This window comes from Sphingobacterium yanglingense (assembly GCF_004363245.1).
In the GTDB taxonomy this organism is placed as follows: domain Bacteria; phylum Bacteroidota; class Bacteroidia; order Sphingobacteriales; family Sphingobacteriaceae; genus Sphingobacterium; species Sphingobacterium yanglingense.
This window is the reverse complement of record NZ_SNYV01000011.1, coordinates 326,973-353,098: the sequence shown is the minus strand read 5'-3', so window position 1 is coordinate 353,098 and position 26,126 is coordinate 326,973. Positions and strand designations below refer to the sequence as shown.

Sequence of the window (26,126 nt, the reverse complement as noted above, 5' to 3'; positions counted from 1 at the left end):
TCTGGCTTCTTTGTTATTTGTACCCTGGATTTTGCTTTACTTTAGGCTCGATACTCAGTGTAGTTTCAGAAATTGGAAACAACAATAAATAGCGATCCGTCTTTCGATTCGCCAGAGAAGGCACTAGATCGAAAGCCTTATCAAAGCGCACCAGATCCCACCATCTTTTTCCCTCTACTGCCAATTCCAATAATCGCTCTTTTAATATGACTTCATCATTGAATATTTTTGTCCCTTTCACAAAAGTATGGTTTACATAATTAACTCCATACGCACGCTTCCTCACTTTATTTATAGCTTCAGAGGGGTCTTCTCCCAAACCATTCTGTGCCTCTGCCTTCATCAATAGTACATCTGCAAAACGATATATCACATAATCATCCAAGAATCTCCGCACACCACCTACTATAGTACCATTAAATTTAGACACTACAGATCCATAATAGTTTGTTCCACCGGAGCTATTCGGGATATAAATTTCTATAAAGGTTGCATCTTTCCGCTGATCATCGCTTGTAAATTGATTACGTGCAGTAGCACTCATTGTCCAAAACGGAAATCCGCCTACCTGACCGATACGGTCCTTTGTAGCCTGGTCGGTGGTATTGTTCATATAGGTATTTTCTATATACATGTTCATATATATATTATCAACAGCTTCAATATCCCGAAAATGAGAAGCCATTAATATTTCCTTATTTCCCTTGGTTGTATAATCAAATACAGAAGCATAATTATCCAATAAAGCGACATCACTTTTTTCAACCTCTACAGTCGCATCCAGTGCGGTCCGAAAATCAGCTTCGCCACCTGCCATTACCTTTGCAGACCACAGGTATACATCTGCTTTCAAGGCTTTTAGCGCCGCTTTGGACCAAGTATTTCGTCCGGCTTTAAAGGCATTGGAAGGATACAAACTCTGTGCAGCATCAATATCAGATTTTATCAATTTCATAACATCCTGAGCGCTTGACCTCTCCCTTAGGATCACATCCGGATTATACCCCTCCGTAGGCACAGTTATCAAAGGCAGCTCCCCCCAGGTTTTCGTTAGTACAAAATAGGCAAATGCACGCATGGTGTACGCCTCTGCTAAGGCCTGCTTTTGGTTATTCTCTACTGCAAAAGTGATCTGGGGAACATGTTTTAACAGCAAATTCGCATCGTGGATCACGGTATACATCCCCTGCCAAGTAGAAGACCCCATACCATATATTGTCGCTACGTTCGAACGGTTTAGCTCATTTAAATAATAAAGTTGATAATCAGCCGTTCCTCCAAGACTTCTATCCATCATCTCCGATCGCGCCTCGCCCCACATGAATAAATTACCCACTGCCTGTGAGCGCAACCGTACATACATACCATTCAAGGCTCCCGTCACATCCCCTTCTGTCTTCCAAAAAGATTGATCCGATATCTGGCTGATAGGATCCAACTCCAAGTCTTTTGTACAAGATACAAAAGAAGCGACCATCCCCACCGCTATCCCTATATATTTTAACGTTATTTTCATGACTAAAATTTCTTAAAATGTAATATTTGCACCAAAAACAAAAGTACGTGGAATCGGATAACGACCATTATCAGTGCCGCCATCTTCGGGGTTAAGTCCCCTGTATTTGGTAAAGTACAGCAAGTTACTACCGGAGACATTAAGCCTCAGTTGTTTTATTTTCATCTGCTCCAAGAAAGCGGTATTGAAGACGTAGCTTAGCGTCACCTCCCGCAAATTCAAATAATCTCCTTTTTCATAATAATAGGAGTTACCTCTAAATATGTTGCTTTTCGCCTGCTGATCAGCCCAATAAATCCGAGGAATTTCCGTTATATCGCCTTGCTTTTGCCAAGAATTCAGCAACTCCGTCGACAGACCATTCTCGCCCTGAAACTGCCCGACAGCTGTTGCCAAGGTATAGTTGTAGATCGTATGGCCTGTTGTATAATCCATTCTGAAAGAAAGACCTATGTTTTTATAGTTAAAAGAACTTGAAATACCTCCAGTCCATACCGGATAGCTATTACCTACATATACCCTATCCCTGGAATCGATGGTACCATCACCGTCCACATCTAGCCAGTTTACATCGCCACCTACCTTCGTTTTATCACTTAGTGGCACCATGGTATCCTTCGGTCCATTCTTCGCCTCTTCGTCTGTAGCAAATATCCCCAACTGCTTGTATACATACATATCACCTATTCGACCACCTTCCTGCAAACCGCCTACCCATACATAATCCTGACGTGTTGGATCATACACATAATCACCGCCAATACGATTATTTTCGACACCATTATTAGGCAGTTTTAGAATCTTATTTTTCACCTTCGCTGCGTTAAAGCCTATATCCCAGGAAAAATCACCTCCTTGTACCACTTTAGCAGACAGGTCCAATTCTATACCTTTGTTTTCCAAACTTCCCAAGTTCGTCAATATACTTCCGAAACCTGTAGAGTGTGGCAAAGACATATTGGTAAGCAAGTTATCCGTTTCTCTTCTATACACATCGACCAATAGATTAATGCGATTATTCCAAAAACCTAGATCAGCACCAAAGTTCAATGTTTTAGATTCCTCCCATGTTAAGTCAGGATTAGACAATACGGTATTTTGGATCGCCGCAGCACCTGCATATTTAGCCCCTACACTATATTGTCCCTGTGCATCATAAGGTCCTAGAATGCCTATATTCCCATTCACGCCGTAACTCGCACGCAATTTCAAACCCGACATCACAGACGCAATAGGCATCCAGAAGGATTCGTTATGAACATTCCATCCCACAGAGAGCCCAGGGAAAAAACCCCATTTTTTATTACCGAGATTGGAAGCACCATCGTAACGCATGTTTACAGATAATAGGTATTTTTGATCGTAATTATAATTCAACCGAGAGAAGTATCCCATAATACGCAAATCAGATTCAGTTCCAGACACGGACACCGGTTCGGCGGAACCATTTAATGTAGGAATCAAATCCGTTGCCGCTCCACGTCCGGATGCACTCAAAGCACTATTTTCGGTCTGATAATAGGAAAAGCCCACCTTAGCTTCCAAATCATGTTTTTCTATAAATTTCTTATTGTAGGTAAAAACACCGTCAGCCTGATACTGCATTAATTTGGTATACCCACCATTTGCTGCTCTGGAGTCCACAAATTGCGTCGGACCATTATAGTAGGCTTTTTGAAATAAACGATTCATTCCTGTGACCTGATACAACGAGAGCTGGGGGGTAAAATTAAGGTTGGGCAATATATCCCATTTACCGCCTACTGAAATGGATAGATTATCAAAACTATTTTTCCCATCCTGTGTGCCCGCATAGTATTCTGGGTTACCCATAGAACTGTTTAGTCCCGGCGCAAGAGTCCCATCCTCAAAGGTGTACTTTGCCGTAGGTGCCAATGCCAAGGAACGGCCAAACATATTGCCTTCCGAACCGAATACCTGTTTATTTTTCATATTTGAATAGAGTAACCTTCCAAATATGGAAAGATCTTTAGTAGCCTGCACCTCTCCGTTCAAATTGACCGACAGCCTTTTATAATCCGTAGATATCGCTATACCTTGGTTGTCCAAATGGCCTAATCCCAAATTAAACTTCGCCTTTTCACTTCCACCCGCAACCGTGAGATTGTGGTTATTGGTTACGCCAATATGAAATAGCACATCCTGAAAATCAGTATTCTTAAATATAATAGTCTTTGAGGGATCATTAGGATCAGGCATACTCTCCCATCCTTCATTTAGCTTATGCTTATTGGCTTCCGTTAAGTATTGTGTTGTAAATGCTGTCTTATTGGTTAAATCATTTCCCGTCCCTGCTGTAGTAGGTAACAATAATTTAGCAAGCTGAGAAGGATCCTGACTAGCCCGAGCTGCTATCCCCATCCGTTGGAAATAAATATAGTCCTTTGCGTCTAGCAAGCCAAACTTCTCCTGCAAATTCGAGAATCCCAAATCATAGCCGTAGGAAATCTGCACAGCGCCCTCTTTGCCCGATTTGGTGGTGATCAACACGACACCATTGGCTCCTCGGGCACCGTATATTGCTGTAGATGCTGCATCCTTCAACACCTGAAAAGATTCTATATCATTCGAATTGATATTATTGATGTCAGAGCGGATAATACCGTCTACAATGTAAAGAGGCGTAGCCCCATTTGGGTTATTGATCGATGTACCACCTCTCACTATCACGCGTGGCGTAGCCCCCGGCTGCCCGGAAGTCGTCTGCACCCTCACCCCCGGTAATGTCCCTTGCATAGCCGACGCCACATTTGCATACGGTACATTTTCAAGTACTTTTCTATCCAATTTGGCTACCGAAGTGGTCAATGTCTCTCTACGCTGCGTACCGTAACCAATAACCAAAACCTCCTCTACATTTTGGCTTTGATTCTGAAGAGTCACCTGCATATCGGTTCTTGTTCCGACCACAACTTCCTGCGGTTCTTTACCTAAAAAATATATACGCAATTTACTTTGGGGCGATGAAACCCGAATAGAAAAATTACCTCCTCCATCGGTTGAGACTACATTATTTGTCCCAACCTCCGTTATCGTAACGCCTGCTATACTGGTATTTCCAGAATCCACCACCCGTCCTTTCACCTGCGTTTGAGCATAAGAGACAGCTGATGTGAAAATCAAGCATGCAGAAATTGCGATTCTTGAAAAATTACAATCTATTATCATAAGCTATTATTATTTATTGGTTATTATAAATCAAAGCAATCGTCTTTTACATAACTGTATCTAACGAATGTAGTATCGCTGCAACTTCATCTTTATTCCATTCCTTTTGCCCCCGCCCTAAAGGAGAAACCGTTTGACCGATATCAATATGATGTTTCTGCAACATAGCTTCCTGTAAAAAAGTCCAGATATGAGGTAGCACGCGATCGATAATCTCTTGAAATCTCAACATAAATCGGCAACCCAATTCAAAATCTCCAGCTTTAAACCTTTCTAATACCCATTTACATTCAGCTCCCCACAGATTGTAAAAAGTACCTATTGCCCCTACCGTGCCTGACAAGGATGCCTGACACATCAGTTCATCGGCGCCCGAGAATAAGTGCAACTGTCCTTCAGACAGCGATCTTATTTTACTGATTTCTAAAAGATTCCCTGTTGTCAATTTCATACCTGCTATATGCGGTACTCGTCGTATTTTATCTATAAAATCGGCCACAGATCCAGGTATAGAGTTATTCCCTAATTGATAAGGAAAGAATGGCACCCCTCCCGCTTTGGCTATCTCATTGTAATGATAGATAGCCATATCCTGGCCGCCGCCAAAATATATTGGCCCTACCGACGAAATAGCATCCACGCCTGCCTGCCCCGCATGCTCCGCTAGTTTAACAGCATTTTGAGTTGTCAGCGCCCCCACTTGCACCATTACCGGTACACGACCAGCAACGGTGGATAATACCTCTTCCAAAACCTTCTTCCTCTCCGATTCGTCAAACAAAACACCCTGACCCGTCGAGCCCAGAACGTAAAGTCCATCTACATTTTGCGCGATCAAAACCTCAACCAACTTATTTAGCTGATCATAATTAGGCCTTTCTCCAGGACCTACCGGAGTAAATAGCGCAGGCCACAAACCTTTAAATTGAGTATTATTCTGCATATAATTTAAGTTATACAGTAGCAATAAATATGTACTACATATGTAAATGTATGAATTATAATATAGAAAAGAAATAATTTTAAATTTATTTTTATAACATATAAAGCCCATAAAGACAGTAAATCAATGTAATACTTATTCAAAAATTTAAGCAAAAATCCAAATAAGTAGGATTTATTTCTTTATACGTCAAAATTTCCTGCTCCTGACTCACTTTGTCTATTAACAAATAGAACTATGAGCAAGTCCGAGCTCTGAGGTTATAAGAAGATCCCCCGACTCCAAAAGATAGACTGCTTTTCCGAAGCAAATTCTCAACACAGCGCAGCGACATCGCCATAGTCTTATGGAAAATCAATAATCGTCCTCGACAAGAATATCGTTTCGTCTTTACCTTGCTCTTTTTCGCTTTAAGTCCCTTAGTGAGAAAACCACTGGGCTAAATTTGTTTTTTTGTTTCAAAACCCACTACATTTCTTTCGGAATGTAGAAAACAACAAACAATTGAAGTCCATTTAATCAAATGAAGAAGACACTATACATTCTAAGTACCTTAACTTACATTTTACTTTTTGCCCATTTTGCATCAGCGAATACTCGGACAGCTAAGTCAACCGAGTCTTCCCCGACAGAACAGGCGCTCACATTATCCAAAAAGAAATGGATATGGATGATAAACCGTGAGGTAGACTCGCTAGATGGCCTGTTTCACGAAGATATTATTTCCCGCCAACCGGGGATAAATTAGATAAACCTAGGCGTCTCTATCTAATTAGCAACGGAAATACAGAGTACGGCCGTATAGATATAATTAGTACCGACATTCAGTTCATTGAGGACATGCCAATTCTATTGACCGAGGTTAAAGAAGTACCTTTAAGATCCGTTAAAATGTTTTTTACGTTCGGCTACATACCTTAAAATGCAACCTTTTCGTAAAGTGAAAGAATAAAATGGCAATAAATACACATACTGTCTCAATAACTAAAAAACCGTAAACTTGACCATCAGCATAACGGAAACACGCCTGAGGCTTATCCCCTCAGGCGTTCTGAATTTAGCTAGCGCTTATTTTAACGTTCTCTTTTATTCCTTCGCTCCAATAGCCGTGACATCGCGTAGCTCACTAGTGTACCTAGAGCCGCCATAATCACGGTCTGCAATAGATCTCCAAGGGTAATAGACGCACAGATGCTGCATAAAGTACCACCTAAGGTACCTGCACGTATTTCGTTTGTTTTCGTTGTCTTTGTTGTTAACAAGTTATCGTACCTGTCTCGATTTTTCATCGGGGTGATTATGTTATCAAGTCGTCATTGCGGAGGCCTGCTCCGAGTATCGGAGAGTATAACGACAAAGCAAGCTCGGTTTGCAAACTATGTCGTCATATCGACCGAAGCGGAGATATCTAGAAGCTATATATTAATCCTATACAGTTTGTAGACCTCTCCACAAGGTCGAGGTGACGTGCTAATATCACTTTACTCCTTCCTCCCCAAGTGAGTTCGGGACAGGTTCTTCCTCCTCCTTCTCGCTTGTCATAGCTTCCAGTATGCCTAGTCCTACGGCTACATATTTAATAATATTCAGCGCCTTTGCCGGTAGCTTGATTGGAGCCAGCAGCAACACCTGCACCGCTTGGCTTATTTTTTTTATGATTTTGTTCATTTAATTTTAAGTTATGATGGTTATGAAGTTATGATGGTTATAAAGACAAAACCTTTACGATTTCACTTCTTTACGGTTTCGCTTTCCCTTTAACTTCCCAACCTTGTAACTATATAACCTTGTAACCTCCCTCACTTGACCAACAAATACACCTCCTCGCCCATATCCCATAGGCAGTTTACCAAGGCTTTGAGTTCATTCAGGGCGTTATTGCTCTCGGATCCTCTACCAGCGCCTGTTAGCGTCGTTACCGGTGCTATGCAGCCCTGCAATTCGCTAAGTGCATCGTTGGCGGCATGAAAGAGAATGCCCGAACGGTTAGGCACCTGTGAAACCCCAATAGCATTGGGAAAGCGCTTCGAATAGTATCTCGTCAGCTTGTAGCGCCCCTCGGGAATACAGCTTACGCGCTTGGCATTCACTCTATCGGGTAGTTCTATCGTATGGCAAATGTTTTTGCCCCGATACGTTAGTGTACCATTCGTTCCGTCTACGGCATAGCTCCGCCGCAACAGCAGGATATGTACCTGCCGATCTACTTGCATTTCTAATATAGCTTTGTGGTTTATTAAGTTTTACCGAGGTATCTTGACTTCGAAAACTGACCGTAATCCCGACGGCATACCATTGCTATTCATGGTTGTATTCATTACTTTTGTTATTGTTGGTTATTAATATTGTTTGAGAATCCTTATTAATCGTCCGACATTCGCCGCCCGCATGTTGCAAGCATAGGGCGGTTTTTGTTTTTTCCGGACAAACTAAAAAAATGAAATTAAAGCTTTATCTCACGATCACCTCCTTTCCCTTTATCACAAAATCGACTTCATACGTATTTTTCAATGCAATCAATACGGCAGACAGCATCTCTGACCGGTTTATACTGTTAAATGCTTTGCCATAGTTTTTAAACCCGTTTGGAAATACAAATTTCACATCATACCACCGTTCTAGCTCCCCACAGATTTCCTGTAGGCTCGCATCACGGGTCAATATAACACCCTCCTTCCATGCTGTAAAATCCGACGCATTCACCTTAGCAACAGATACCACATCAGCATGTGACAAGGCCTGATCGCCCGCATTCAACACATACGATTTAGGGTTTGGACCCGCCTGTAGCGCGATCTTCCCTTGCACCAGGGTCGTAATCGTCCGTTATAGTTCCGCACGTTAAATGCCGTGCCCAGCACCTCAATGCGCTGTCCTTCGGAACGAACGATAAAAGGCTTTTTCTTATCGGGGCTAACTTCCAAATACACCTCCCCAGTCACCTTGACCGCCCTTTCCTTTCCGTCAAATGCAGCTGGATACTGAATGGAAGACAAGGCATTCAACCAAGCCTTCGTGCCATCAGGCAGTGTCACCCGAAAAGTGCCGCCTATCGGAGTGCTGACCAACGCATATGGGCTATCGGAATCAGTCAGCTTGCTGCCGTCGCTGTATACATGCTGTCCATCCTTGCTCGTCAGTCCGGACTGTGCAGAATCCAGCTCCAGCCTTTGCCCATTGGAAAAGGTGATATATGCCCTATTCCCCCCGGCACCACGTCACCCCCCAAAGTCACTGGTCAACAACGGTGTATCAACTGCCTCTCTACCAGTATACCAGTACAGGGACAGACCGAGGGTCACAAGGACAATTGACGCTGCAGAAATCGTGCGCCATAGACGAAAAGACCTACGCTTCGGCACGATACCCTGCATGATGGCCCGATGATTTTCTTCAACGATCTTTTGCACCTCAACCCCGTCCACCTGTGTGGACATATATTCATCAAATTGCCAGTATATCAACTGCTTAAGCAGCTTGGGATCGTCAGCCTTAAAGTAGCTGAGCAGCTGCTCCAAGTCTTCGGTCGTGTACGAACCGTCCAGATATTTCCGAAACAGTCGTTTGATATGTTGGTCTTGTTCTTTCAAAACATATGCTGTTAGTCATAGGTAATACCCATGACGCATAGAAAGTAATGACAAGACATGAAAAAAAATTACAGCTGATGAAAAAAATTCGTCAAGGCAACAAATATCACCGGCAAATATTCAGGGTGGCTTAGTAGGTAGTGTTTTAAAAATTGATTGGCCCGGTTGATATGGGTATTGATCGTACTGTGCGAAATCCCAAGCTGTTCGCTTATCTGTCTGTACGAATATCCTTCCAATTTGAACAGGATAAACACCTGTCGCTGTTTTTCAGGCATTTGCTGGAGCAGCTTCTGTAGCAGGTGTTCATTTTCCTTCTGGTAGATATACGATTCTATCGGGTTATATCCCTCCTCGATGATCGGTAATAGATGCGCCAGGTAAGCCTGATCATAAGCCGCTTTGCGAAACAGTTTATAGGTCTTATTCGTAGCGATCTTATAGAGATAAGACTTAAAAGAACGCTCCGGATCGATACGAGAGCGATGCTCCCATACCGCGGTAAATGTATCCTGTGCTACCTCTTTGGCCAGTTCGGGCGATTTTAGGAGATAGAGCAGATGCGAGGTGATAGATGTGGCGTAAGTCAAATAAAGCTTTTCAAAGGCCAAATGATTCCCTTCCTGCATTTTCAAAAGCAACTCCTTTTCGTCTATTTCTGCTTGAAGTACCAATTTTGGAGGAAATTATCCGTGCCGGCCAGTTATTTTCCCAAAAACAACAAGTTAGTGAGTTAATTTCAAAAATTTTATTTGACCGTACCAACAAATGACTTATTCTACTTTATTTTTTTCAAGCGTACTGGCCAAACTATCGCTGCACGCTGTCCCTATGTGATACTCCCCCTTTATTGCAAATAAATCAAGTTTACACACTTTACGGAACGGTGCCTATGGGTTTTCCCCGTAGACATATAGTATCGTGGTTAACCCGTATGGTTGCTTGGCTTACCTATATGGGTATACGGCATACCTAGATGAGTACACAACATAACTGTATGGTTACGTGGCGTAACTGTATGGGCACACGGCATAACCGTACGGTAGCGTCGCATACCTGTATGGTTGCGCAGCATACCTGTATGGTTGCGCAGCATACCTGTATAGGTACACGGCATAACTGTATGAGTGCGTGGTATACCTAGATGGGTACACGGTATACCTGTATGGGTTTGGAGCATAGATATACGGTTCGCCTGCCGATCCAGAGTTTCCACAGAGACCAGTGTAGAAATCTTGTACGTTGTTGTCCGGTTGTCGATTTTTCGGATATGATGTTCTATCAGTCCTTGTTTTTGATAACCGACCGATGTAAGAACAACTTCTCCAAGCTGTATTGTGGGCATTGGCGGGATTGGTACTCAGCAGTGTTTCAAATGACATATCGCTTGTTCTGTAGAGATATGTGTATTTTTAGCTCTTATAAGGATAATAATTCTTTCTTGCGAGTGTTTATTTGCTAGGATCCCCATTTATCGGGAGCAAGCCCGTGGAGCATCAGTCTTGCCGGCTTAAAGATATCATACAAAGTACATTGCTTTTGCTGATGGTTGTAACAGGCGTTAGGTGCTAAGAGCAAAAAGGCCCTCCGCCTGAATAGACAGAATACCTCACAACTATTTTAGCACTAGTAGCGGTTAGTGAATTCGCAGGCAGCGAATACCGTATGGTAGACGAATCCAGCGGTGAGTGCCAGCCTACAACACCGAACACCTGTCTTTGGAGAATTGAAAGCGATGAATTGACTATCTCGCAAAACCAAGCACCATCTCCACAGCCTGTAAGACAAGGAGAATTCGATGGCGATTTTGCTACCGTACCTTAGCCTTTTTTGAACTGGATAGCAGATATTCGTTGATAAGCGCTTTAAATCTTAGCGACCCAGCAGATTCTATACCATTCTTTTCAGGCAACGGCCTAGGGGGATTTCTTTCTATGATTTCTCCCTCTTTACCGATTATGATCCAACGGGGTACTCCTTTCATGTTATAATAACTTGTGATTGGATGATAAAAACCCGCTGGAGCTGTGCTTAAAGAAATGGATAAAGAGTCGGTATAATAAAGAGTTCTATTCTTCTGAACATCACCATGATCCAAACAATATTTCCATATGTCGGCATCATCATCCAGATTGATGTCAATAAAAACGATGTCTTTATTGGATTCATAGTATTTTCTTATCTTGGCTAACGGTTCTGACAAAGCCAAACAAGGTGCACAGCGATTAATCCAAAAGTCGATCACGACTACTTTACCTTTAAAATCCGCCATGCGTATAAGCTTTCCATTCCTGTCCTTTAATTCAAAGGGATAAGCCATCGAACTATCAAGCTGTGTTGCCTCCAATTTTACTGTTGCTGATACTGTTTGAACTGTAATCCCTGTTAAAAAGATCATTATGCCTAGCATAAATAATATCCATTTGTTTGTTTTCATATTCTATCTTTTATTTTGTATTAATCCACTGAATTGTATTTCCTGCATAGGTAATAAAACGTTTAACCGCCGGACATCTGACCAGCGCACACCCCGAAAAAGAAGTTCTTTACGGGGCTCATCCAACACCTGTTGAATGGCATCATTACTATTATTAAAATTGACTCTTGCTATGTCGTCTGCAGCAAAACGATTTTTATAGAGATTGATCAAGGGGAATTCAATGGAGAATTTGCTACTGCGCCCTAGATTTCTTTGAAGAGGACAATAGATACTCGTTGATAAGCATCTTAAATTTTAAAGATCCAATTGATTCTATTCCATTCTTTTCAGACAATGGACGAGGGGGATTTCTTTCTAAGATCTCCCCCTTTTTGTTTATAATGATTAATGTAGGGACGCCATTGAATTTGTAATATTTTGTTATTTCATGATCAAATCCTGCCGGTGCTGTTGATACCGAAATCGATAATGAATCGGTATAATGACGTCGCTTTTTTTGCACCGTTCCGCCATTTTTCAAGCTATTTAGCCAAAAATCCACATTATCATCCAAATTGATATCGATAAAGACAACCTCTGGATTTGACTGATAATACTTTCTAATCTGACCTAAAGGCTCTCCTAATAACATACATGGAACACAACCCTTGAACCAAAAATCCAGCACGACCACTTTTCCTCTAAAATCTTCCATCCGCACCAGTTTACCATCTTTATCCTTAAGCTCAAAAGGATATGCCATTTGAATGCTATCCTCATTTACAACATCCCCATTCCGCATTGCATATACATGCTGCATTGCGAAAATTCCTAAGCAGATCAATATGCTTAGTTTTAAGCTAAATTTCATTGTTTTCATATTATCGTTTGTTTTGTATTAATGAACTGAATTGTATTTCCTGTATCGGTAATAAAAAGGCGTATTTCAAGCTGTTTGGCTCAAGAAGATACTCTTTATCGACCAACTTTCTTTTAAAATGAATGTTCCGTCCCTCGACATTCAGGCGACGGACATCCGACCAGCGCATTCCTCGGAATAAGAGTTCTTTGCGCCGCTCATCCAGTACCTGCTGAACAGCATCATCTGCATTCCTGAAGCTAACGACCGGAATATCCGTTTTAGGGAAACGGTTACGGAAGAGATTTTCAAGCAGCTGTTTAGCTTCATCGAGATTTCCTTTTCTTGCATGGCATTCTGCCAAAATCAATAGCACTTCGTCAGTTGCCAAACCATTGAAACAATTGGACGTACTCAAACCACTCGCATATAAACTTTTTCGATTCGCTTTTCGAGCCTTATTAAAAGTAAAAAATGCCTCAAGTCGAAGATCTTTCGGGTGATATAATTCGATGAGCGCAGAATCCACAAAAGTATTTGGAGCTAACCGACCAGTGGCAGTTGAAAGATAGCCCCTCTGAGTAGACATAAATAAGACCTCCGCATTATTTCTATCAAATACAGCATCCTCTTCCCGTGATAATTGATTGTAGTCCAATAGCACACGATAAGCCTTATCAGATGCATTAGCAAACTTTAGCGCCTGTTCATAATTAGCCATCACCAGATAGATACGAGCCAGCATCCCATTGGCGGCCGCGAGGTTGGGACGATTCCTAAAACTAGAAGGCGTAATGGACTGTAATAATCCGAGTGATTGCTGTAAATCATCCAAAATAGCTGCGTAAGTCTGCTCGAGCGAAGCCCGTTGCAGCAGTTGATCGATGTTTGGCGAGTATCGCAACGGAATACCCATTTCATTGGTGGCCGTTCTCTTATCATAAGGTAGACAGAAGGTCTCCGCAAGAGCAAAATTCCATATCGCACGAAAAAACAATGCCGTTCCTTTGATATCGTTATATTCCGCTTTATTGGCAACCGTTAAGTCGATATCCTTCAATACATCCAATACCACATTGCAGATATAAATGGCGTAATAACAATTGTTCCACTCTGCAATCTGCGGATTTCCCTCGTAGATATCGTCTGCCCAGACATAAGCATTGCGTTCCTGCACAAATACAGTGGACTGCCAAGTGGATTGATCATAATAATATTCATCCGAAGCTAGCTGCCCCAAAGAAGGAAAGGAAAAATTGAGCCCTATCCCTAGTCTGCCATCATTCTCCAACAGGCTTCTACAGTCCGCTAAAGTCTTTGGATTTACAATGTCAGCATCAGGTTTTTCCTCCAAAAAAGACTTTGAACAACCATAGCAAAGCAATATAAGTCCGAGGTATAATAATATCTTTAATTTCATACTAATCAGATTTTAAGATTTTAAAAAGTAGTTCTTATTCGTAGGCTAAACTGCCTCGGTGTTGGGAAACTTGACTGAAACACAGCTGGATCTAAGCCAAACGGATTCGCTCTCCAGAGAATAGCGGCATTGTCGACCACAAAAGTCATATCCAGTGACTTTATCCATTTGGTATGATCGAGAATACGCGCTCCGATCTGAATATCCTGCAATCGGATCACATCGGATTTCTCCACTAAAACATCGCTGTAAGCAAAGAGATTGCTACGGGCAGAATTCGCGGGATAAATTAAACCAGGCACATTCGTTAGAGCCTCATCACCTGGCTGCTGCCAACGTTTGTCATAATCGTAGATCGAAGCTCCGGTTGTGGTTGCGCTGTAAAGTGCTGTATTGCTCAGTGATAACCGTCTGAAGTAACCGCCAAACTGAAACATCGTATTAAAACTGGCATAAAACCGGCCGTAGCTAAAGTTATTTCTGAAGGAGCCAAAGAAAGGCGGTATACGAGGGCCATGATATTTCATATTCCACATGTCCTTACTATTGAGAATGGCACTATAGTCCTTGCTCTCCACCCCGTCCAAATACCCAATTGGATTTCCCTCATTATCCAGTCCTGCATAAGGAAAGCTGAAAAGTGCAGTCTGCGGAAACCCCTCGTAAGGATTGAGGTAATTGGTGGCCATATAGCTAAAATTGTTCGCCTGCTTGATCAGATAGCGAACCACCTTATCTTTCGCCTTGGAGAAATTGAACACCGACTGCCACTGAAATCTACCCACCAGATTCTTGCTTGTCACCGACAGATCGAATCCCTCAATTTGGGTATCTGCTACATTCCCTCTAAACTGCGTCAATCCAGTCTGCGGAGCAATCTCCCCATTACCGATCAGGTCTTTTCCATTTTTCCAATAACGGTCAATATGCATGACAACACGCTGATCCAAAACTCCGAAATCAAGCCCGATATTAATGACCTTAGTCTTCTCCCAGCGCAGCGATGGATTTGGTGGGTTGACAATGGTCGCAAATATGTTTTGGTAGCTATTTTTAAAATTTTCATACCTAGCTGTCAGCCATGCCGACATTGTTTTATCGACATTTCCCTGTACCCCATACGAAGAGCGCACGCGTAGTTCAGACAACCATTTAACGGTATTGAACAACCCCTGCTTGGCATTATAGGCACCTCCGACCGACCAAAGCGGCACCCCTTTTTGGTTGGTCGCTACACCAAATAGATTAGATTCATCCCTACGGATGCTTCCATATACGTCATAAATGCTTTTGTAACTATAGGCAGCATTTAACAGATACGAACGGTAACGGTCCACATGCCAGCCCTGATAATTTCCGTCGTTGATGACCTGACTGCCCCCATAGATGCGCGGCAAGGCATTGATATGATCTATTGTCGCTGACGTTGCAGTCGACGAATCATAGCCAAACAGCTGCTTCTTATCAACTTCACTCTTGGCATCCGACAGTTCCATCGCCATTAGCGCTGTTATATGATGGTCTTTGTTGATCCTCTTATCCAAAGCCAGTTGCCCACGCCATAGATACGAAGTGCCACGTAAGTGATTGATCGTCAAATTTTCACCGACGGGTATCTGCTGTACATATTTACCTGTAGCGTTATCGTATCTCGTGTATGTATTGACCAGATTGCGCACATAATAAGAATCATCCGCATAGCGCATGAGGTCGTCGCCCATTGATTTTGTATATTGATATTTTACACTGGCCGTCAGGAATGGGAAGATCTTGGCATCTATACCACCATTAAGCCGCAGATTGAACAGCAAACTGGTAGACATCCCTTTACCGAGATCTGTTAATGGATTATAGTGCCAGTCGAGCAGGTTCCCATTGCCTACTGTATCTACATAGCTATTACGCATACTACCTGTTACTGGCACTGGGCTGCCATCGGCCGAGACCAATTCCTCATAGGGATACATTGACGGGCTATTCTGTGCGCTCTGCGTTCTTGTATCTGTCAGATTGGTCTGAAAGAAAAAGTTGAGCCGATCATTCAGAAATCGTTGATCGTATTTCATCAGGAGGGTCTTGCGCTCATTTTTGGAATATTTCGTTGCCTGATCCTGTCGATTGAGACCGCCCGAAATATAAAAACTGCCGTCCTTAAAAGGTCTTGAAATCGCTAGATTATACTGTTGTTCAAGTGGTATCTGATAGAAGTATTTCAATCGCTGTATACGACTGTCTTTTAAGCGATAAGCATCTATAATTTCATTTCCCACTTCATCTGATAACTGACCTTTGCTCATTTTATCCAATATCTCCACCACCGGCGATACGGGCTGGTAACCTGTCTTCAAGCGAGCGTTGTAAGCCCCCTTCTCATAGAGAAACTTCTCCACGTCAATAAAATCACTGCTCGATATGGATTTGCTATAATAGAGATCAGGTTTATCAGCAATGCTCTGGATCACTTCGGCAGATAAGGAAAGTCGGTCTTTACTGCCCTGTTTAGTACTGATAACTACTACACCATTGCCAGAGCGAGCCCCCCATATAGAAGCTGCCGCTCCGTCTTTCAAAATCGAGATCGAGGCGATATCAGCTGGATTAAGACTACTTAACCCACCATCATATGGAAAACCATCTACAATGATCAGCGGCTCCGCATTGGCGAATAATGTGCTTTTGCCACGGATCGTAAATTCAGGCTGATTGCCCCCCTCGTTGCTATTAATTTTGGGCAGTTGCAGTCCTGTGGTGAGACCATTTATTCGCGACAGTATGTTGGAGGAAACCGATCTGTCGATCAGCTTTTGATCCAACACATCCACACTGCCTACTATTCTTTCTTTTGAAATCTTTTGGTATCCTGTAGAAACGACCTCTACTTCATCCACCTCTGCCGAAAAAGGCTTCAAAGAAATCAATCCCATATCCGATCGGGCGAGAAGCTTTTGTGCAGTATATCCTAGATAAGCAACCTCCAGCTTCGTGCCGACCTGTTCCTGTGGCAATTCAAAATACCCCTCTTCGTCGGTCTTGGTCTGCGCTGTTGTACGCCTTCCTTCTGCGTCGAGCACATAGACCGATGCGCCTACCAAGGCCTCCCCTTTTTCATTGGTCACACGACCGCGGATAGGTTGTTGCTGTTCAGGCTCCAATGCCTTTGTTTTACTCAACATTTCCTTTAGCCTGACGACAATGATGTCTTTATTAATCACATATTCTAAGTGTAGTTGTTCCTGGAATATTTCATCAAGAACGGCTTTTAGTTCACCGTCGCTTGTGGCCATAGTAACCGGTTCTGCATTTCGCGAAAGTACCGAAGGGTTATACAGTAGATCATACCCTGATTGCTTCTTAATTTCTTTCAATACGATTTCCAGCGACTGCTTTTGCACGCGGATAGTCACATGTTGCGCATAGCCGGAGGCTGCACTTAACTGGCTCAGTACGGCGATAATAAAGAAAGTGATCAATTGTATCCGCATTATCCAATATTTAAAATTTTCGTTGGTCAGTTGCATCATGCGTACTGCATAATGATAATTATCCATATATTTGATTGTTAGGTTAAAAAATATTAATACGTCGTAAAACTATTTGTATGCTTTGCCCGACATCGCCGGCGGTGCTTCCAACACCTCCGGCTTCTGTCCCATAGGCAAATACACACACTTTTCGCTTATCTCTTCCTCACTGTAATCCTCCTTCCCTGTATAGTTAGTTTTATCTCCCGGGTTAATTCCAGTTTTTCAGCTACCGTACCTATGTCTGCAAATCGGGATAGCGAGCCTGTAAATAATACACTAGCCATATCCCCCTCATACACGACTTCCACATCATACCATCTTTCGATCTGCCGCATGACCGCATAAATATCCGAACCGTTGAACACAAACTTACCTTCTTTCCAGGCTACAGCTTCCTGCTTATCAACAGCTGTCACCTTAAATTCGTCGGCCAACAATATACTCTGCTTCCCTGGATCCAAGAAGACAGATTTCTCCATTTTGGCTCTGGATTGGAGGGCTACTTTCCCTTCCAATAACGTCGTTGTAGTCTGTTCTTCTTCTTCGTAGGCATTGATATTGAATACGGTACCTAACACACTTAGGTGCTGGCGCGCGGTTTCCACGATAAAAGGCTGCTTCGGATTATGTGCGACCTCAAAATAGGCCTCTCCACTAAGCATTACCTTACGTTGATCGCCGTCAAAGCGGGTCGGATACCGAAGTGATGAAGCTGCATTCAACCAGACCTTCGTGCCATCTGGGAGTTCGACCCGATATTGCCCTCCTTTTGGGGTCTTCAATGTCGCGTATATTGTCTTAGCCTCAGACAGCTGCGATCCGTCTTCATAAGCCAGCTCCTTGCCTACGATAAGACCTGAATGTTTACCGCTCAGTTCGATACTGCTGCCATCTTCCCAGACTAACATGGCACGATTGCCACCAGGCGATGGCATACGATCGTGGTTAACTAAGGTGTCCCTACCAATTGAAAAATTGCTGGCATCACGTTTATAAAAATAAAACAACACACTTATGCTGATAGCCAACAGCAAGACCGCAGCAGACCATGCCTGCCACATAGGCCGTATCTTATCTTTCCGTTGGATATGCTGCGCATGGAATTCCGTCCATCGTTGCGCGGTATCGGTAGCCAGATAGCGGTTCACCGACTGTGCAAGCTCCCTCTCATTACGTATCCTTTCATAAAAAGATCCATTCTCAGCACATTCGTGACGCCATTTATGCAGCTCCTCTTCTTCCTGTGGAGAGAGAGGCTGCTGCTGGATTTTACGTCGGATCAATCCTGTGATATAATAGCTCTTATCGAATTCCTGACTTTCCATATTACCTTTGCTGTTTTAATAGAAACCGGAAAATCCGATAAGCGTCTAAAGGATTTTGATTTTTTTTGAACGTGTTTATCTACCAAGGCTATCCAAGAACTGCTAAACCTGTAAATGAGCTAAATAAGAGTCGTCGGTTTTTTATATCGAAAGTAATAGTAATGCAATACCCACGCCCGAGATCTTACCTCTCAGTAAGGAGATGGCACGTGCTTTCTGATTCTTGACCGTACTCACCGTAACACCGAGCGCCTCTGCAATTTCGGCATACGATTTATCTTCATGGATCAACATGTTGATGACGGCTTTGCATTGTGGAGGCAAGGTATCGATCGCCTGCAAAAGCTCACGCACGGTTTCGGTATGCATCATTTCTAACAGGATACTGTGCTCCATATCACTATACTCATGCACATAATCCTGCAAATGCCGCGCCCGCACCTTTTGCTTCTCGAGATGGTTGTAACAGGCATTACGGGTGGTAATATAAAGAAAGGCCTTTAGTGAATTGAGGGTTTGGAATCTGTCGTGCCGCTGGTACAGCTTCAAGAAACTATCCTGCACCAATTCTTCGGCCAGCATGATGGTATCTGATTGCAAGAGGTTACCTGCAAAAAAGACCAAGGCTGGCTGAAACTCCATATAGATATACTCCAATGCACTAGACAGCCCACTAGAAAGATCGGCCAGTAGTGTATCTTCATTTGTTTCGTATAAAGTATTGCGCATATTCTATATGCCTAAAGATCCTTAAATCAGTTAATCGGTCGTAAACTTATGCAAAATGTACGGTATTTGATAATTGAAAAAAGAAAAAAAGCCCTCCGTCTGTTCAGGCGGAGGGCCTCATGATATTTCTACCACTAGTAGCGATCGGTGAATGTGACGATAGGCAATAGACGTTCTTTTTCCGCCACCTCAAAGCCGTAAGATAATAGGTATTCTTTTAGCTGTTCTGATGTGAGTTCATATAAATTATTCGGAAAATCAAAGTCATAGCGTTGTGATTGGTGTGTAAATACTTCGTCCGATAGAATAGGTATCTGCGAAAAATTATTTAATACATTGATCAACTGTTCTATTGTCGCATTCTTGAGGTATTTCTTGGAAGCATTTTTATCCATAGAATGCACACTCCTTGTTTTATAATATGCTGTGGCTACCGCTTCCTTCACGACATCAAATGTCGATTCGATCTTGGCTAGCCTAGGTGTACTTTTCAATACATACACCGGTACCTTTCTCTCTTCCCGCTTGATATTGAAATTGAAATACCGGGAAAGATCTTCACGCATAAAATCCCTTACCACTGTAAAAGGCAAAGTATCGGGCAAGAGAATCTCATAGGTATACAGTTCATCGGGGTTGAAACTATCTGCGCTTCTAAAGTCGGACTCAAATTTTGGATTCGTAGTTTTAAAGATAATTTGCGAATTCGGAAAATTTCGTATCACTTTGTCTCCTCGTAATTCATCAAATACGCGATCTAAGGTTAAAAGCATCTTTAATCGCATGTTGGATCTATACACTCTGCGTTCACGCACAGTGCCGTTAGTTCCAAAGGAGTTGTAGCCAGATATCCCTTCAATGTAGCCCGTGATCTGTGAACGATATTTACGATTTACCTCTTTACGTTCAAATAATTCTGCAGCAAAGGGTTTACTTCTATCGTAGTTATAAATATCCTGCTTATTGTGTAGAAATCCACCCTGAAGCAAGTGCCTGATATTTTCTGACGTGACACTAAGGATGTCCGTCACGGCCCGTACTTTACCTTCACTATCAATCCAAATATATTGAGGTAAAGTTCTAAAAGGGAACAGTTTTCCCAAAACGGGATCATGATTTACAAACGGTAGCTTGACTTCATACCCCACATTTTCTTTCAATTTCAAAAAAAGGTTGGCTATTTTATCTTTCGTATCTTTTGTTTCTTCCGGATTCACCAAGATAATTTGAACCTGATTATCAAACTCCTTTTGCAACATATCCAATTTTGGAAAATACTCATAACAGGTTGGACACCAAGTAGCCCAAAAGTCTAAAATCAATAGTTTACCTTTAAAGTCAGATATATTAACCTCATCCTTTGGGTAGTTTTTTAGATTAGAAATTACGATGTCAGACATAGGATCGCCTATTGACAAAGGAGATATTTCACTGGAATTCTGTGCCATTACAACATTAAACATAGTAGTAGCAGACAATATGATTGCTATAATTTGCTTTTTCATATATTAAAATTAGTTTATGAACTCACGAGCCAGGTTCGTTTATATTTGTCATTAAAATATCTAAAATATAAAGTACTAGGTTTTATACCTCCTGAAAAGATATTGCTAAATACTTTCAGAACACACTCTTTATTATGACATTATATTAAATAAAATCAATTTTTACCGTCGTACGTTATCGTGAATTTTGAGGAATTCCCGCTATCCTCACGATATCTGCCGGCAGAGGTAATGCATACCGGTTTTCGTTGGGCACAAGCCTGTATTCTTTCCCATTGACTACTCTTTTTAAGATGATCTCTTGCCCTTCCAGATTTAATCGTTTGATATCCATCCACCTCAGCCCTCGATAGACCAGCTCTTTCCGTCTTTCACTTAATATCACTTTCAGCACCTCCCCCGCATCCGTCAAAAGATAAGGTTTATAGGTTCCTGCTTTATATCGCGTCGCCAAAAGTTTATTAAGATCTGCTTGCGCTTCCACCAACTTGCCCGCTCGCGCCAGACATTCCGCTCGGATCAGGTATATTTCATCTGTAGCCACGCCGCCAAATAAAAGCGCACTTCCTGAGTACTGCCCTTTAAAATTGATTACATTATTTAACACTTTAAAATACGCTTGCTTCCGCAGGTCATTGGAATCATAAGAGCGATAGAGTACAGAATCAATATTTGAATACGCATTACTCAGTATCGTTGCCTTCAGTTCCATATAGAATGTAGTCTCTTTATTGAATAAACTAAAGGGAAAAGTGGCCGTCAATTTTACCTCATTGCTGTTATTATAATCAAGTAGCTCGTTTCGCCGTTCCAAATACAGCTCAGCATATTTTAATGCCAGATCATATTGACGCATCGACAGATAAGCTCTTGCCAAAACCCCATATACAGCTGGCTTACTTGGCTGTACGACATGATCCGATTCCAATGGCAGAAGTGAAATCGAAGTTTCCATATCTTTGATCACTTTTTTATAACTATCTTCCACGGAGGCCCGTACGGATTTTACATTAAAATCTGATGTTTCCCGAAGAACAATACCTAGATCCGTCTCAGCGGTATTCTGCTGATAGGCCTTGGCATAGGTCCATAACAAACTGAGATAACTATTGGCACGAAAAAATAGGGCAGCGCCTTTGATACCGTCCCATTTTGCAGCATTCTGTTCATTTCTATCAATTTTATCAAGACGCTCCAGTACAAGATTAGCTATATATACAACATTGTACATGCTCGACCAATCGTTGGAAAAATTATATTGGGAATCTTCCCAGATATAATCCAGCTTCTCCACATCATTCAATGCTTTGTAATTGCTCTCAGGAATAAAATAATCGTCACAGGCCTTTTCACCACGTGAACAAAAATTATTGTTCATTACACGTACATTGTCCAGAAGTTTTTGTAAGTCATCCAATTCTTTGGGTACAACCAATTTATTATTGGATTGTACATCTAAATATTTATCACAAGCCCCGAAAATTAGTGTAGCAAAGCCCAGGGTTAAACTTATAATTATTGTTTTCATCTCTTAATAATCAATTTGAATTCCCAATGAAAATGTTTTTGGAGGGGTTAGACGATATGCAAATTCAGGATCAATATGTTGCCTATTAGCTTTCCAGATTACACCTAGGTTAGCAATATTTCCATACAGCCTAAATTTCATTTCGTTCTTGCCAGTTATCCTATGTTCCCAGGCGGCATTAATATATTCCAAGCGGATATGGTCTCCTTTGAGTATCTGGATTTCCGATTGGGTATAAAATGTACTGAGATTATCATTTATCGGATACTCCATTTTAGGCATGCTGGTCTGCTTTTCATCGCCAGGCTTCATCCAGCGATTTTCAAAATCGGGATAAGCCACACCCTGCTCGAAGAGTGAGTAGTAAGACGTGGACGGCGTTTGAAAATAATAATCAGCTTTAAAGCTCATGTTAAAAGACATCGAAAATGCTTTCCACGCAAAAGTATTGGTGAGATTGCCAAACAGCTGGGGTTTGGAGGAACCAATAAAGACAATACTTTCTGAATCCGAAGCGCTCTGTAGGGACGAATTTCTGATCTTGAGATATTCTGTGCTGACTTCACCGTTCAGGTATCCCTGTGGCTGCCCCTTTTCATTCAGTCCAGCCCATCGATAAGCCGCTATTGCATTTAAAGGTCGTCCTACTATCGGCGTGATACCATTGCCATTGCCGAGAAAATTGCCGAGCCCTTGGTTCACGCTTCTATAATATGCGGTCGTTTTGTTTTTATTCAGGCTTAATACCAGACTCGTACTCCATTTGAGCCTATTGATTGTATTGATACTATTCAAAGCCAGATCGAGTCCATGACCACGCATGGCGCCGACATTTTTGACCACTGTTGCCTGTGCTCCCCAGGTTGTGTAATCATAATCTGTGGTACCATACAGGTCTTTTCCATTTTTCACATAATAGTCAACACTGCCCGAGATCCGGTTTTTAAATAAAGCATAATCTAGTCCTAGATTGAAAGTTCCGACCTTCTCCCATCGGAGCGAAGGATCATTTAGGTTTCGGATATTCAACATGGGGTAATTCGTATATCGGGCTGTCTCAATATTTGCAATGGGTTCGGGCGTTCTGGTCAGATCAACGTTACCACTGTAACCAAATGTGGCTCTGAGCTTGAGATTATCCAACCAAGGCAGCTCCATAAACTGCTCTTTGCCGAGATCCCAAAAACCACCCACAGACCATAGGGGTGACCATTTATCATTTGTATTGGCTCCAAATATATTGGCTCCATCCTGCCTAAAACTGAAAGAAATGCCATATTTCTCCTTCCATATATCAGAAAAATTGATGTATGTCGAAACAAACCTATTGACCGTTTTTGTGAAATCCGGACTTCCCCCTATTGTCTGTAATAGTGCATCAGGACTGGTGCGGTAAAGGTTTATAAAGTCTACAGCCTGCGACGTCAGGGGGATGCTGTTGTATCCATACACAGTATAGGCTGTTCCGCTCTGTGTATTCTGCCGCATCTCAGCACCAAAGATGCCGATTAAGTGATGCGCACTCAATCGTTTATCTAAAGTGAGTTGACTACGCACCGTGTACGACTGCCCCTCACTTTCACCAATTTTGTTAATTCCCGCACGCGGCACCGGATAACTTACTTTTCCAGTCACCGGATCCACCTGTGTAAATTTATTGATCAACAGTCGAGCACTATAACCTTCCATTTCACTTAAAAACTCACTCTTGGAAGCCTGCTTTTGATATTGTCCTGAAGCGGTAAACTTGAGGTAGGGCAAGATCTGATAAGATATACCGGCCGATGCAAAGAGCTCATTCAAGTTTTTGGTAGTCTTCGAATAGTTATATTCCGACAGCGGATAGTAAGACCAGTCTAAATAATTAGCACCAAAATTCTGGTCGAGATACGACCTTCTAAAATCCCCGTCAAACGATATTTCCTTACCGTTATTATCAAAGAACTGCATATAGGGAACCGATTTACTACCATAGCTCAGGCTGGAATAATCAGGTCTCCCCGATTGATCCCTATGATCGGTATAGTTCACATTCAGATCTACCTGCAAGTTTGCGATCGGACGATAACTATTTGAAAATAGCAGATTCCATTTTCTATTTCGGCTATCCAATTCAGTTGTTGTTTTCGTGTAGCCTAATCCTAACCCATAACTGTTTTTTGCATTGCCACCGGCGATATGCAAATTATACTGCATGGACATCGGTGATCTATAAAAAGCGTCTGAATAATTCTTCAAACCGTCCTGCGCCAAGAGGTTATTGATTGCTTCTGCGGAGTCCAATGACGAAATCTTTCCATTTTTTGTACGGTCCAAAATATCAATTACGGGGGTCATTGCTACATAAGGAAATGATTGTAGAAAAACATCATAATGTCCCCTATCGAACAACATCTTTTCAATAGCTATAAAATCGGCATTCGGAACCTGATATAGCTGCGACAGATTTGGGCGATCTTTAAAGATCATCGTACTTCCAAACGTAGTTTTATTGCGGGTATTTGTCCCTATCATACCTTTCTTGGTGGTCAGTACAATTACACCGTTTCCTGCCCGGGCTCCCCATATTGCACTCGCCGCGGCATCTTTCAAAACCGTAGCCGATTCAATCATCGCAGGGTCTATGTTGGTAATATCACCCTCATAGATAAACCCGTCCAGCACAATTAAAGGATCAAGATTACCGTTAATGGTACTTAGTCCCCGAACAGAAACATTTAACTTCTGCCGCATAGCATTTTTGATCGGCTGATTTTCAAAGCGAATAGCGGGTACAACATTGTTAAGACGCTGCAGGATATTGGTCCCTACCTGTTGAGTGAGCATCTTATTATCTATCACATCAATTGCGCCTGTTACTTCATTAGGTTTCAACATTTGATACCCCGTATTCACCATGACCTCCACCTCCTCCACTTCAGCAGAAAATGGCTTCAACACAATGGTTCCCATATCCGCTCGGACCGTAAGCTTTTGTGCAGTATATCCGAGAAACACTACCTCAAGTTTTGTTCCTGCTTCAACCTGCCTCAATTCAAAATATCCCTCCTCATCCGTCTTGGTCTGCATAGCTGTACGCCTGCCGTGTGTATCCAGTACATAGACCGAAGCTCCCGCCAATGGTTCCCCTTTTTCATTGGTCACACGGCCACGGACGGGCTGTTGCTCTGGTCTGTTGCTTTCTTTTTTGTTAGACTCTTCTATTAGTTTTGTCTTCTTGCGGACAATGACCGTTCTTTGATCTAATGCATATTCGAGGTTGGTTTGCTGCTTGAAAATCTCCCGGAGTGCTATCTCCACAGATATACCGGAAAGATGGAGTGTAACAGGGTTAGCCTCTTTTTTCAACTCTGCCGCGCTATACAAAATATCATAGCCCGTTTCTTTCTTCAGTGTTTTGAGTACAGTTTCTAATGGGAGCTTCGTACCGCGGATGGTTAGACTTTGCGCTCGTGCATCATCGGCTCTCAGCTGGAATAGGAACAAGCACAAAAAAAAGAGTATCAACTGTATTCGCATAACGCTCCATTTTAAACATCTATACATGGCATGCCAACGGCAACCACAATGATGGGTATT

Annotated in this window: 22 protein-coding genes; 2 read left to right on the top strand and 20 right to left on the bottom strand. The window is 42.2% G+C overall.

Annotated elements, in window-relative coordinates; genetic code table 11:
* Window positions 1-13 precede the first annotated feature (13 nt).
* Genes CLV99_RS03590 through CLV99_RS03580 form a run of 3 tightly spaced genes read right to left on the bottom strand, consistent with a single transcriptional unit; the run spans window position 14 to window position 5,648 of the window.
* Window positions 14-1,516: a RagB/SusD family nutrient uptake outer membrane protein gene (locus CLV99_RS03590; RefSeq protein WP_133583118.1), complete on the bottom strand. Its 1,503-nt coding sequence runs from the start codon at window positions 1,514-1,516 to the stop codon at window positions 14-16.
* A gap of 12 nt (window positions 1,517-1,528) precedes the next feature.
* Entirely contained in the window at window positions 1,529-4,705 is a 3,177-nt protein-coding gene (locus tag CLV99_RS03585) for a SusC/RagA family TonB-linked outer membrane protein (RefSeq protein WP_133583117.1), read from the bottom strand.
* Window positions 4,706-4,751: 46 nt separating this feature from the next.
* Window positions 4,752-5,648 carry a dihydrodipicolinate synthase family protein gene (locus CLV99_RS03580; protein ID WP_133583116.1) on the bottom strand — a complete coding sequence of 299 codons (897 nt, stop codon included), beginning with the start codon at window positions 5,646-5,648 and terminating at the stop codon, window positions 4,752-4,754.
* A gap of 523 nt (window positions 5,649-6,171) precedes the next feature.
* Between CLV99_RS03580 and CLV99_RS03575 the strand changes: the two genes are divergently transcribed.
* On the top strand, window positions 6,172-6,396 hold the full coding sequence (locus CLV99_RS03575) for a hypothetical protein (RefSeq protein ID WP_133583115.1): 225 nt from the start codon (window positions 6,172-6,174) through the stop codon (window positions 6,394-6,396).
* A gap of 325 nt (window positions 6,397-6,721) precedes the next feature.
* On the opposite strand, the gene CLV99_RS03570 is transcribed toward CLV99_RS03575, so the two are convergent.
* The 8 genes from CLV99_RS03570 to CLV99_RS03535 form a co-directional block, all read right to left on the bottom strand.
* Window positions 6,722-6,937 carry a hypothetical protein gene (locus tag CLV99_RS03570; protein WP_133583114.1) on the bottom strand — a complete coding sequence of 72 codons (216 nt, stop codon included), beginning with the start codon at window positions 6,935-6,937 and terminating at the stop codon, window positions 6,722-6,724.
* Window positions 6,938-7,124: 187 nt separating this feature from the next.
* Window positions 7,125-7,316, bottom strand: coding sequence for a hypothetical protein (locus CLV99_RS03565; RefSeq protein WP_133583113.1), 192 nt, complete (start codon window positions 7,314-7,316; stop codon window positions 7,125-7,127).
* 131 nt (window positions 7,317-7,447) lie between these two features.
* A complete protein-coding gene (locus tag CLV99_RS03560) occupies window positions 7,448-7,861 on the bottom strand; it encodes a DUF5675 family protein (protein ID WP_133583112.1) in 414 nt (137 codons plus the stop codon).
* Between the two features lie 238 nt (window positions 7,862-8,099).
* Complete coding sequence (locus tag CLV99_RS03555; protein ID WP_162850013.1) at window positions 8,100-8,456, bottom strand: FecR domain-containing protein; 357 nt, start codon at window positions 8,454-8,456, stop codon at window positions 8,100-8,102.
* A complete protein-coding gene (locus tag CLV99_RS03550; protein WP_162850012.1) occupies window positions 8,402-8,716 on the bottom strand; it encodes a FecR family protein in 315 nt (104 codons plus the stop codon). Before CLV99_RS03550 ends, CLV99_RS03555 begins: the two co-directional genes overlap by 55 nt.
* A gap of 150 nt (window positions 8,717-8,866) precedes the next feature.
* Window positions 8,867-9,238, bottom strand: coding sequence for a hypothetical protein (locus CLV99_RS03545; RefSeq protein WP_133583109.1), 372 nt, complete (start codon window positions 9,236-9,238; stop codon window positions 8,867-8,869).
* A gap of 68 nt (window positions 9,239-9,306) precedes the next feature.
* Window positions 9,307-9,912 carry an RNA polymerase sigma factor gene (locus tag CLV99_RS03540; RefSeq protein ID WP_133583108.1) on the bottom strand — a complete coding sequence of 202 codons (606 nt, stop codon included), beginning with the start codon at window positions 9,910-9,912 and terminating at the stop codon, window positions 9,307-9,309.
* Window positions 9,913-10,163: 251 nt separating this feature from the next.
* Window positions 10,164-10,583 carry a hypothetical protein gene (locus CLV99_RS03535; RefSeq protein WP_133583107.1) on the bottom strand — a complete coding sequence of 140 codons (420 nt, stop codon included), beginning with the start codon at window positions 10,581-10,583 and terminating at the stop codon, window positions 10,164-10,166.
* 320 nt (window positions 10,584-10,903) lie between these two features.
* Between CLV99_RS03535 and CLV99_RS23125 the strand changes: the two genes are divergently transcribed.
* The gene (locus tag CLV99_RS23125; protein WP_162850011.1) at window positions 10,904-11,062 is read left to right on the top strand and encodes a hypothetical protein; all 159 of its coding nucleotides are present in this window, start codon (window positions 10,904-10,906) and stop codon (window positions 11,060-11,062) included.
* Here the strand turns inward: CLV99_RS23125 and CLV99_RS03530 are convergent.
* The 9 genes from CLV99_RS03530 to CLV99_RS03490 all read right to left on the bottom strand — a co-directional run bounded on the left by CLV99_RS03530 (window position 11,049) and on the right by CLV99_RS03490 (window position 26,066).
* The gene (locus tag CLV99_RS03530; RefSeq protein ID WP_133583106.1) at window positions 11,049-11,675 is read right to left on the bottom strand and encodes a TlpA disulfide reductase family protein; all 627 of its coding nucleotides are present in this window, start codon (window positions 11,673-11,675) and stop codon (window positions 11,049-11,051) included. The genes CLV99_RS23125 and CLV99_RS03530 overlap by 14 nt on opposite strands.
* A 235-nt stretch (window positions 11,676-11,910) precedes the next feature.
* Window positions 11,911-12,537 (bottom strand): TlpA family protein disulfide reductase, encoded by a 627-nt coding sequence (locus CLV99_RS03525; protein ID WP_133583105.1) that lies wholly within the window; start codon window positions 12,535-12,537, stop codon window positions 11,911-11,913.
* 1 nt (window position 12,538) lies between these two features.
* The gene (locus CLV99_RS03520; RefSeq protein WP_133583104.1) at window positions 12,539-13,936 is read right to left on the bottom strand and encodes a RagB/SusD family nutrient uptake outer membrane protein; all 1,398 of its coding nucleotides are present in this window, start codon (window positions 13,934-13,936) and stop codon (window positions 12,539-12,541) included.
* A gap of 20 nt (window positions 13,937-13,956) precedes the next feature.
* Window positions 13,957-17,484: a SusC/RagA family TonB-linked outer membrane protein gene (locus tag CLV99_RS03515; protein WP_133583103.1), complete on the bottom strand. Its 3,528-nt coding sequence runs from the start codon at window positions 17,482-17,484 to the stop codon at window positions 13,957-13,959.
* A gap of 128 nt (window positions 17,485-17,612) precedes the next feature.
* On the bottom strand, window positions 17,613-18,785 hold the full coding sequence (locus CLV99_RS03510; protein ID WP_133583102.1) for a FecR family protein: 1,173 nt from the start codon (window positions 18,783-18,785) through the stop codon (window positions 17,613-17,615).
* Window positions 18,786-18,926: 141 nt separating this feature from the next.
* The gene (locus tag CLV99_RS03505; RefSeq protein ID WP_133583101.1) at window positions 18,927-19,514 is read right to left on the bottom strand and encodes an RNA polymerase sigma factor; all 588 of its coding nucleotides are present in this window, start codon (window positions 19,512-19,514) and stop codon (window positions 18,927-18,929) included.
* Window positions 19,515-19,648: 134 nt separating this feature from the next.
* A complete protein-coding gene (locus tag CLV99_RS03500; RefSeq protein WP_133583100.1) occupies window positions 19,649-21,019 on the bottom strand; it encodes a TlpA family protein disulfide reductase in 1,371 nt (456 codons plus the stop codon).
* 175 nt (window positions 21,020-21,194) lie between these two features.
* Window positions 21,195-22,547 (bottom strand): RagB/SusD family nutrient uptake outer membrane protein, encoded by a 1,353-nt coding sequence (locus CLV99_RS03495; protein ID WP_133583099.1) that lies wholly within the window; start codon window positions 22,545-22,547, stop codon window positions 21,195-21,197.
* 3 nt (window positions 22,548-22,550) lie between these two features.
* Window positions 22,551-26,066, bottom strand: coding sequence for a SusC/RagA family TonB-linked outer membrane protein (locus CLV99_RS03490; RefSeq protein ID WP_162850010.1), 3,516 nt, complete (start codon window positions 26,064-26,066; stop codon window positions 22,551-22,553).
* Window positions 26,067-26,126: the final 60 nt, after the last annotated feature.

What these genes read in the sequence shown, in the direction of transcription:
- CLV99_RS03590 (WP_133583118.1), bottom strand. Translation starts at nt 1,516, where the DNA reads ATGAAAATAACGTTAAAATATATAGGGATAGCGGTGGGGATGGTCGCT.
- CLV99_RS03585 (WP_133583117.1), bottom strand. Translation starts at nt 4,705, where the DNA reads ATGATAATAGATTGTAATTTTTCAAGAATCGCAATTTCTGCATGCTTG.
- CLV99_RS03580 (WP_133583116.1), bottom strand. Translation starts at nt 5,648, where the DNA reads ATGCAGAATAATACTCAATTTAAAGGTTTGTGGCCTGCGCTATTTACT.
- CLV99_RS03575 (WP_133583115.1), top strand. Translation starts at nt 6,172, where the DNA reads ATGAAGAAGACACTATACATTCTAAGTACCTTAACTTACATTTTACTT.
- CLV99_RS03570 (WP_133583114.1), bottom strand. Translation starts at nt 6,937, where the DNA reads ATGAAAAATCGAGACAGGTACGATAACTTGTTAACAACAAAGACAACG.
- CLV99_RS03565 (WP_133583113.1), bottom strand. Translation starts at nt 7,316, where the DNA reads ATGAACAAAATCATAAAAAAAATAAGCCAAGCGGTGCAGGTGTTGCTG.
- CLV99_RS03560 (WP_133583112.1), bottom strand. Translation starts at nt 7,861, where the DNA reads ATGCAAGTAGATCGGCAGGTACATATCCTGCTGTTGCGGCGGAGCTAT.
- CLV99_RS03535 (WP_133583107.1), bottom strand. Translation starts at nt 10,583, where the DNA reads ATGCCCACAATACAGCTTGGAGAAGTTGTTCTTACATCGGTCGGTTAT.
- CLV99_RS23125 (WP_162850011.1), top strand. Translation starts at nt 10,904, where the DNA reads ATGGTAGACGAATCCAGCGGTGAGTGCCAGCCTACAACACCGAACACC.
- CLV99_RS03530 (WP_133583106.1), bottom strand. Translation starts at nt 11,675, where the DNA reads ATGAAAACAAACAAATGGATATTATTTATGCTAGGCATAATGATCTTT.
- CLV99_RS03525 (WP_133583105.1), bottom strand. Translation starts at nt 12,537, where the DNA reads ATGAAAACAATGAAATTTAGCTTAAAACTAAGCATATTGATCTGCTTA.
- CLV99_RS03520 (WP_133583104.1), bottom strand. Translation starts at nt 13,936, where the DNA reads ATGAAATTAAAGATATTATTATACCTCGGACTTATATTGCTTTGCTAT.
- CLV99_RS03515 (WP_133583103.1), bottom strand. Translation starts at nt 17,484, where the DNA reads ATGGATAATTATCATTATGCAGTACGCATGATGCAACTGACCAACGAA.
- CLV99_RS03510 (WP_133583102.1), bottom strand. Translation starts at nt 18,785, where the DNA reads ATGGAAAGTCAGGAATTCGATAAGAGCTATTATATCACAGGATTGATC.
- CLV99_RS03505 (WP_133583101.1), bottom strand. Translation starts at nt 19,514, where the DNA reads ATGCGCAATACTTTATACGAAACAAATGAAGATACACTACTGGCCGAT.
- CLV99_RS03500 (WP_133583100.1), bottom strand. Translation starts at nt 21,019, where the DNA reads ATGAAAAAGCAAATTATAGCAATCATATTGTCTGCTACTACTATGTTT.
- CLV99_RS03495 (WP_133583099.1), bottom strand. Translation starts at nt 22,547, where the DNA reads ATGAAAACAATAATTATAAGTTTAACCCTGGGCTTTGCTACACTAATT.
- CLV99_RS03490 (WP_162850010.1), bottom strand. Translation starts at nt 26,066, where the DNA reads ATGCGAATACAGTTGATACTCTTTTTTTTGTGCTTGTTCCTATTCCAG.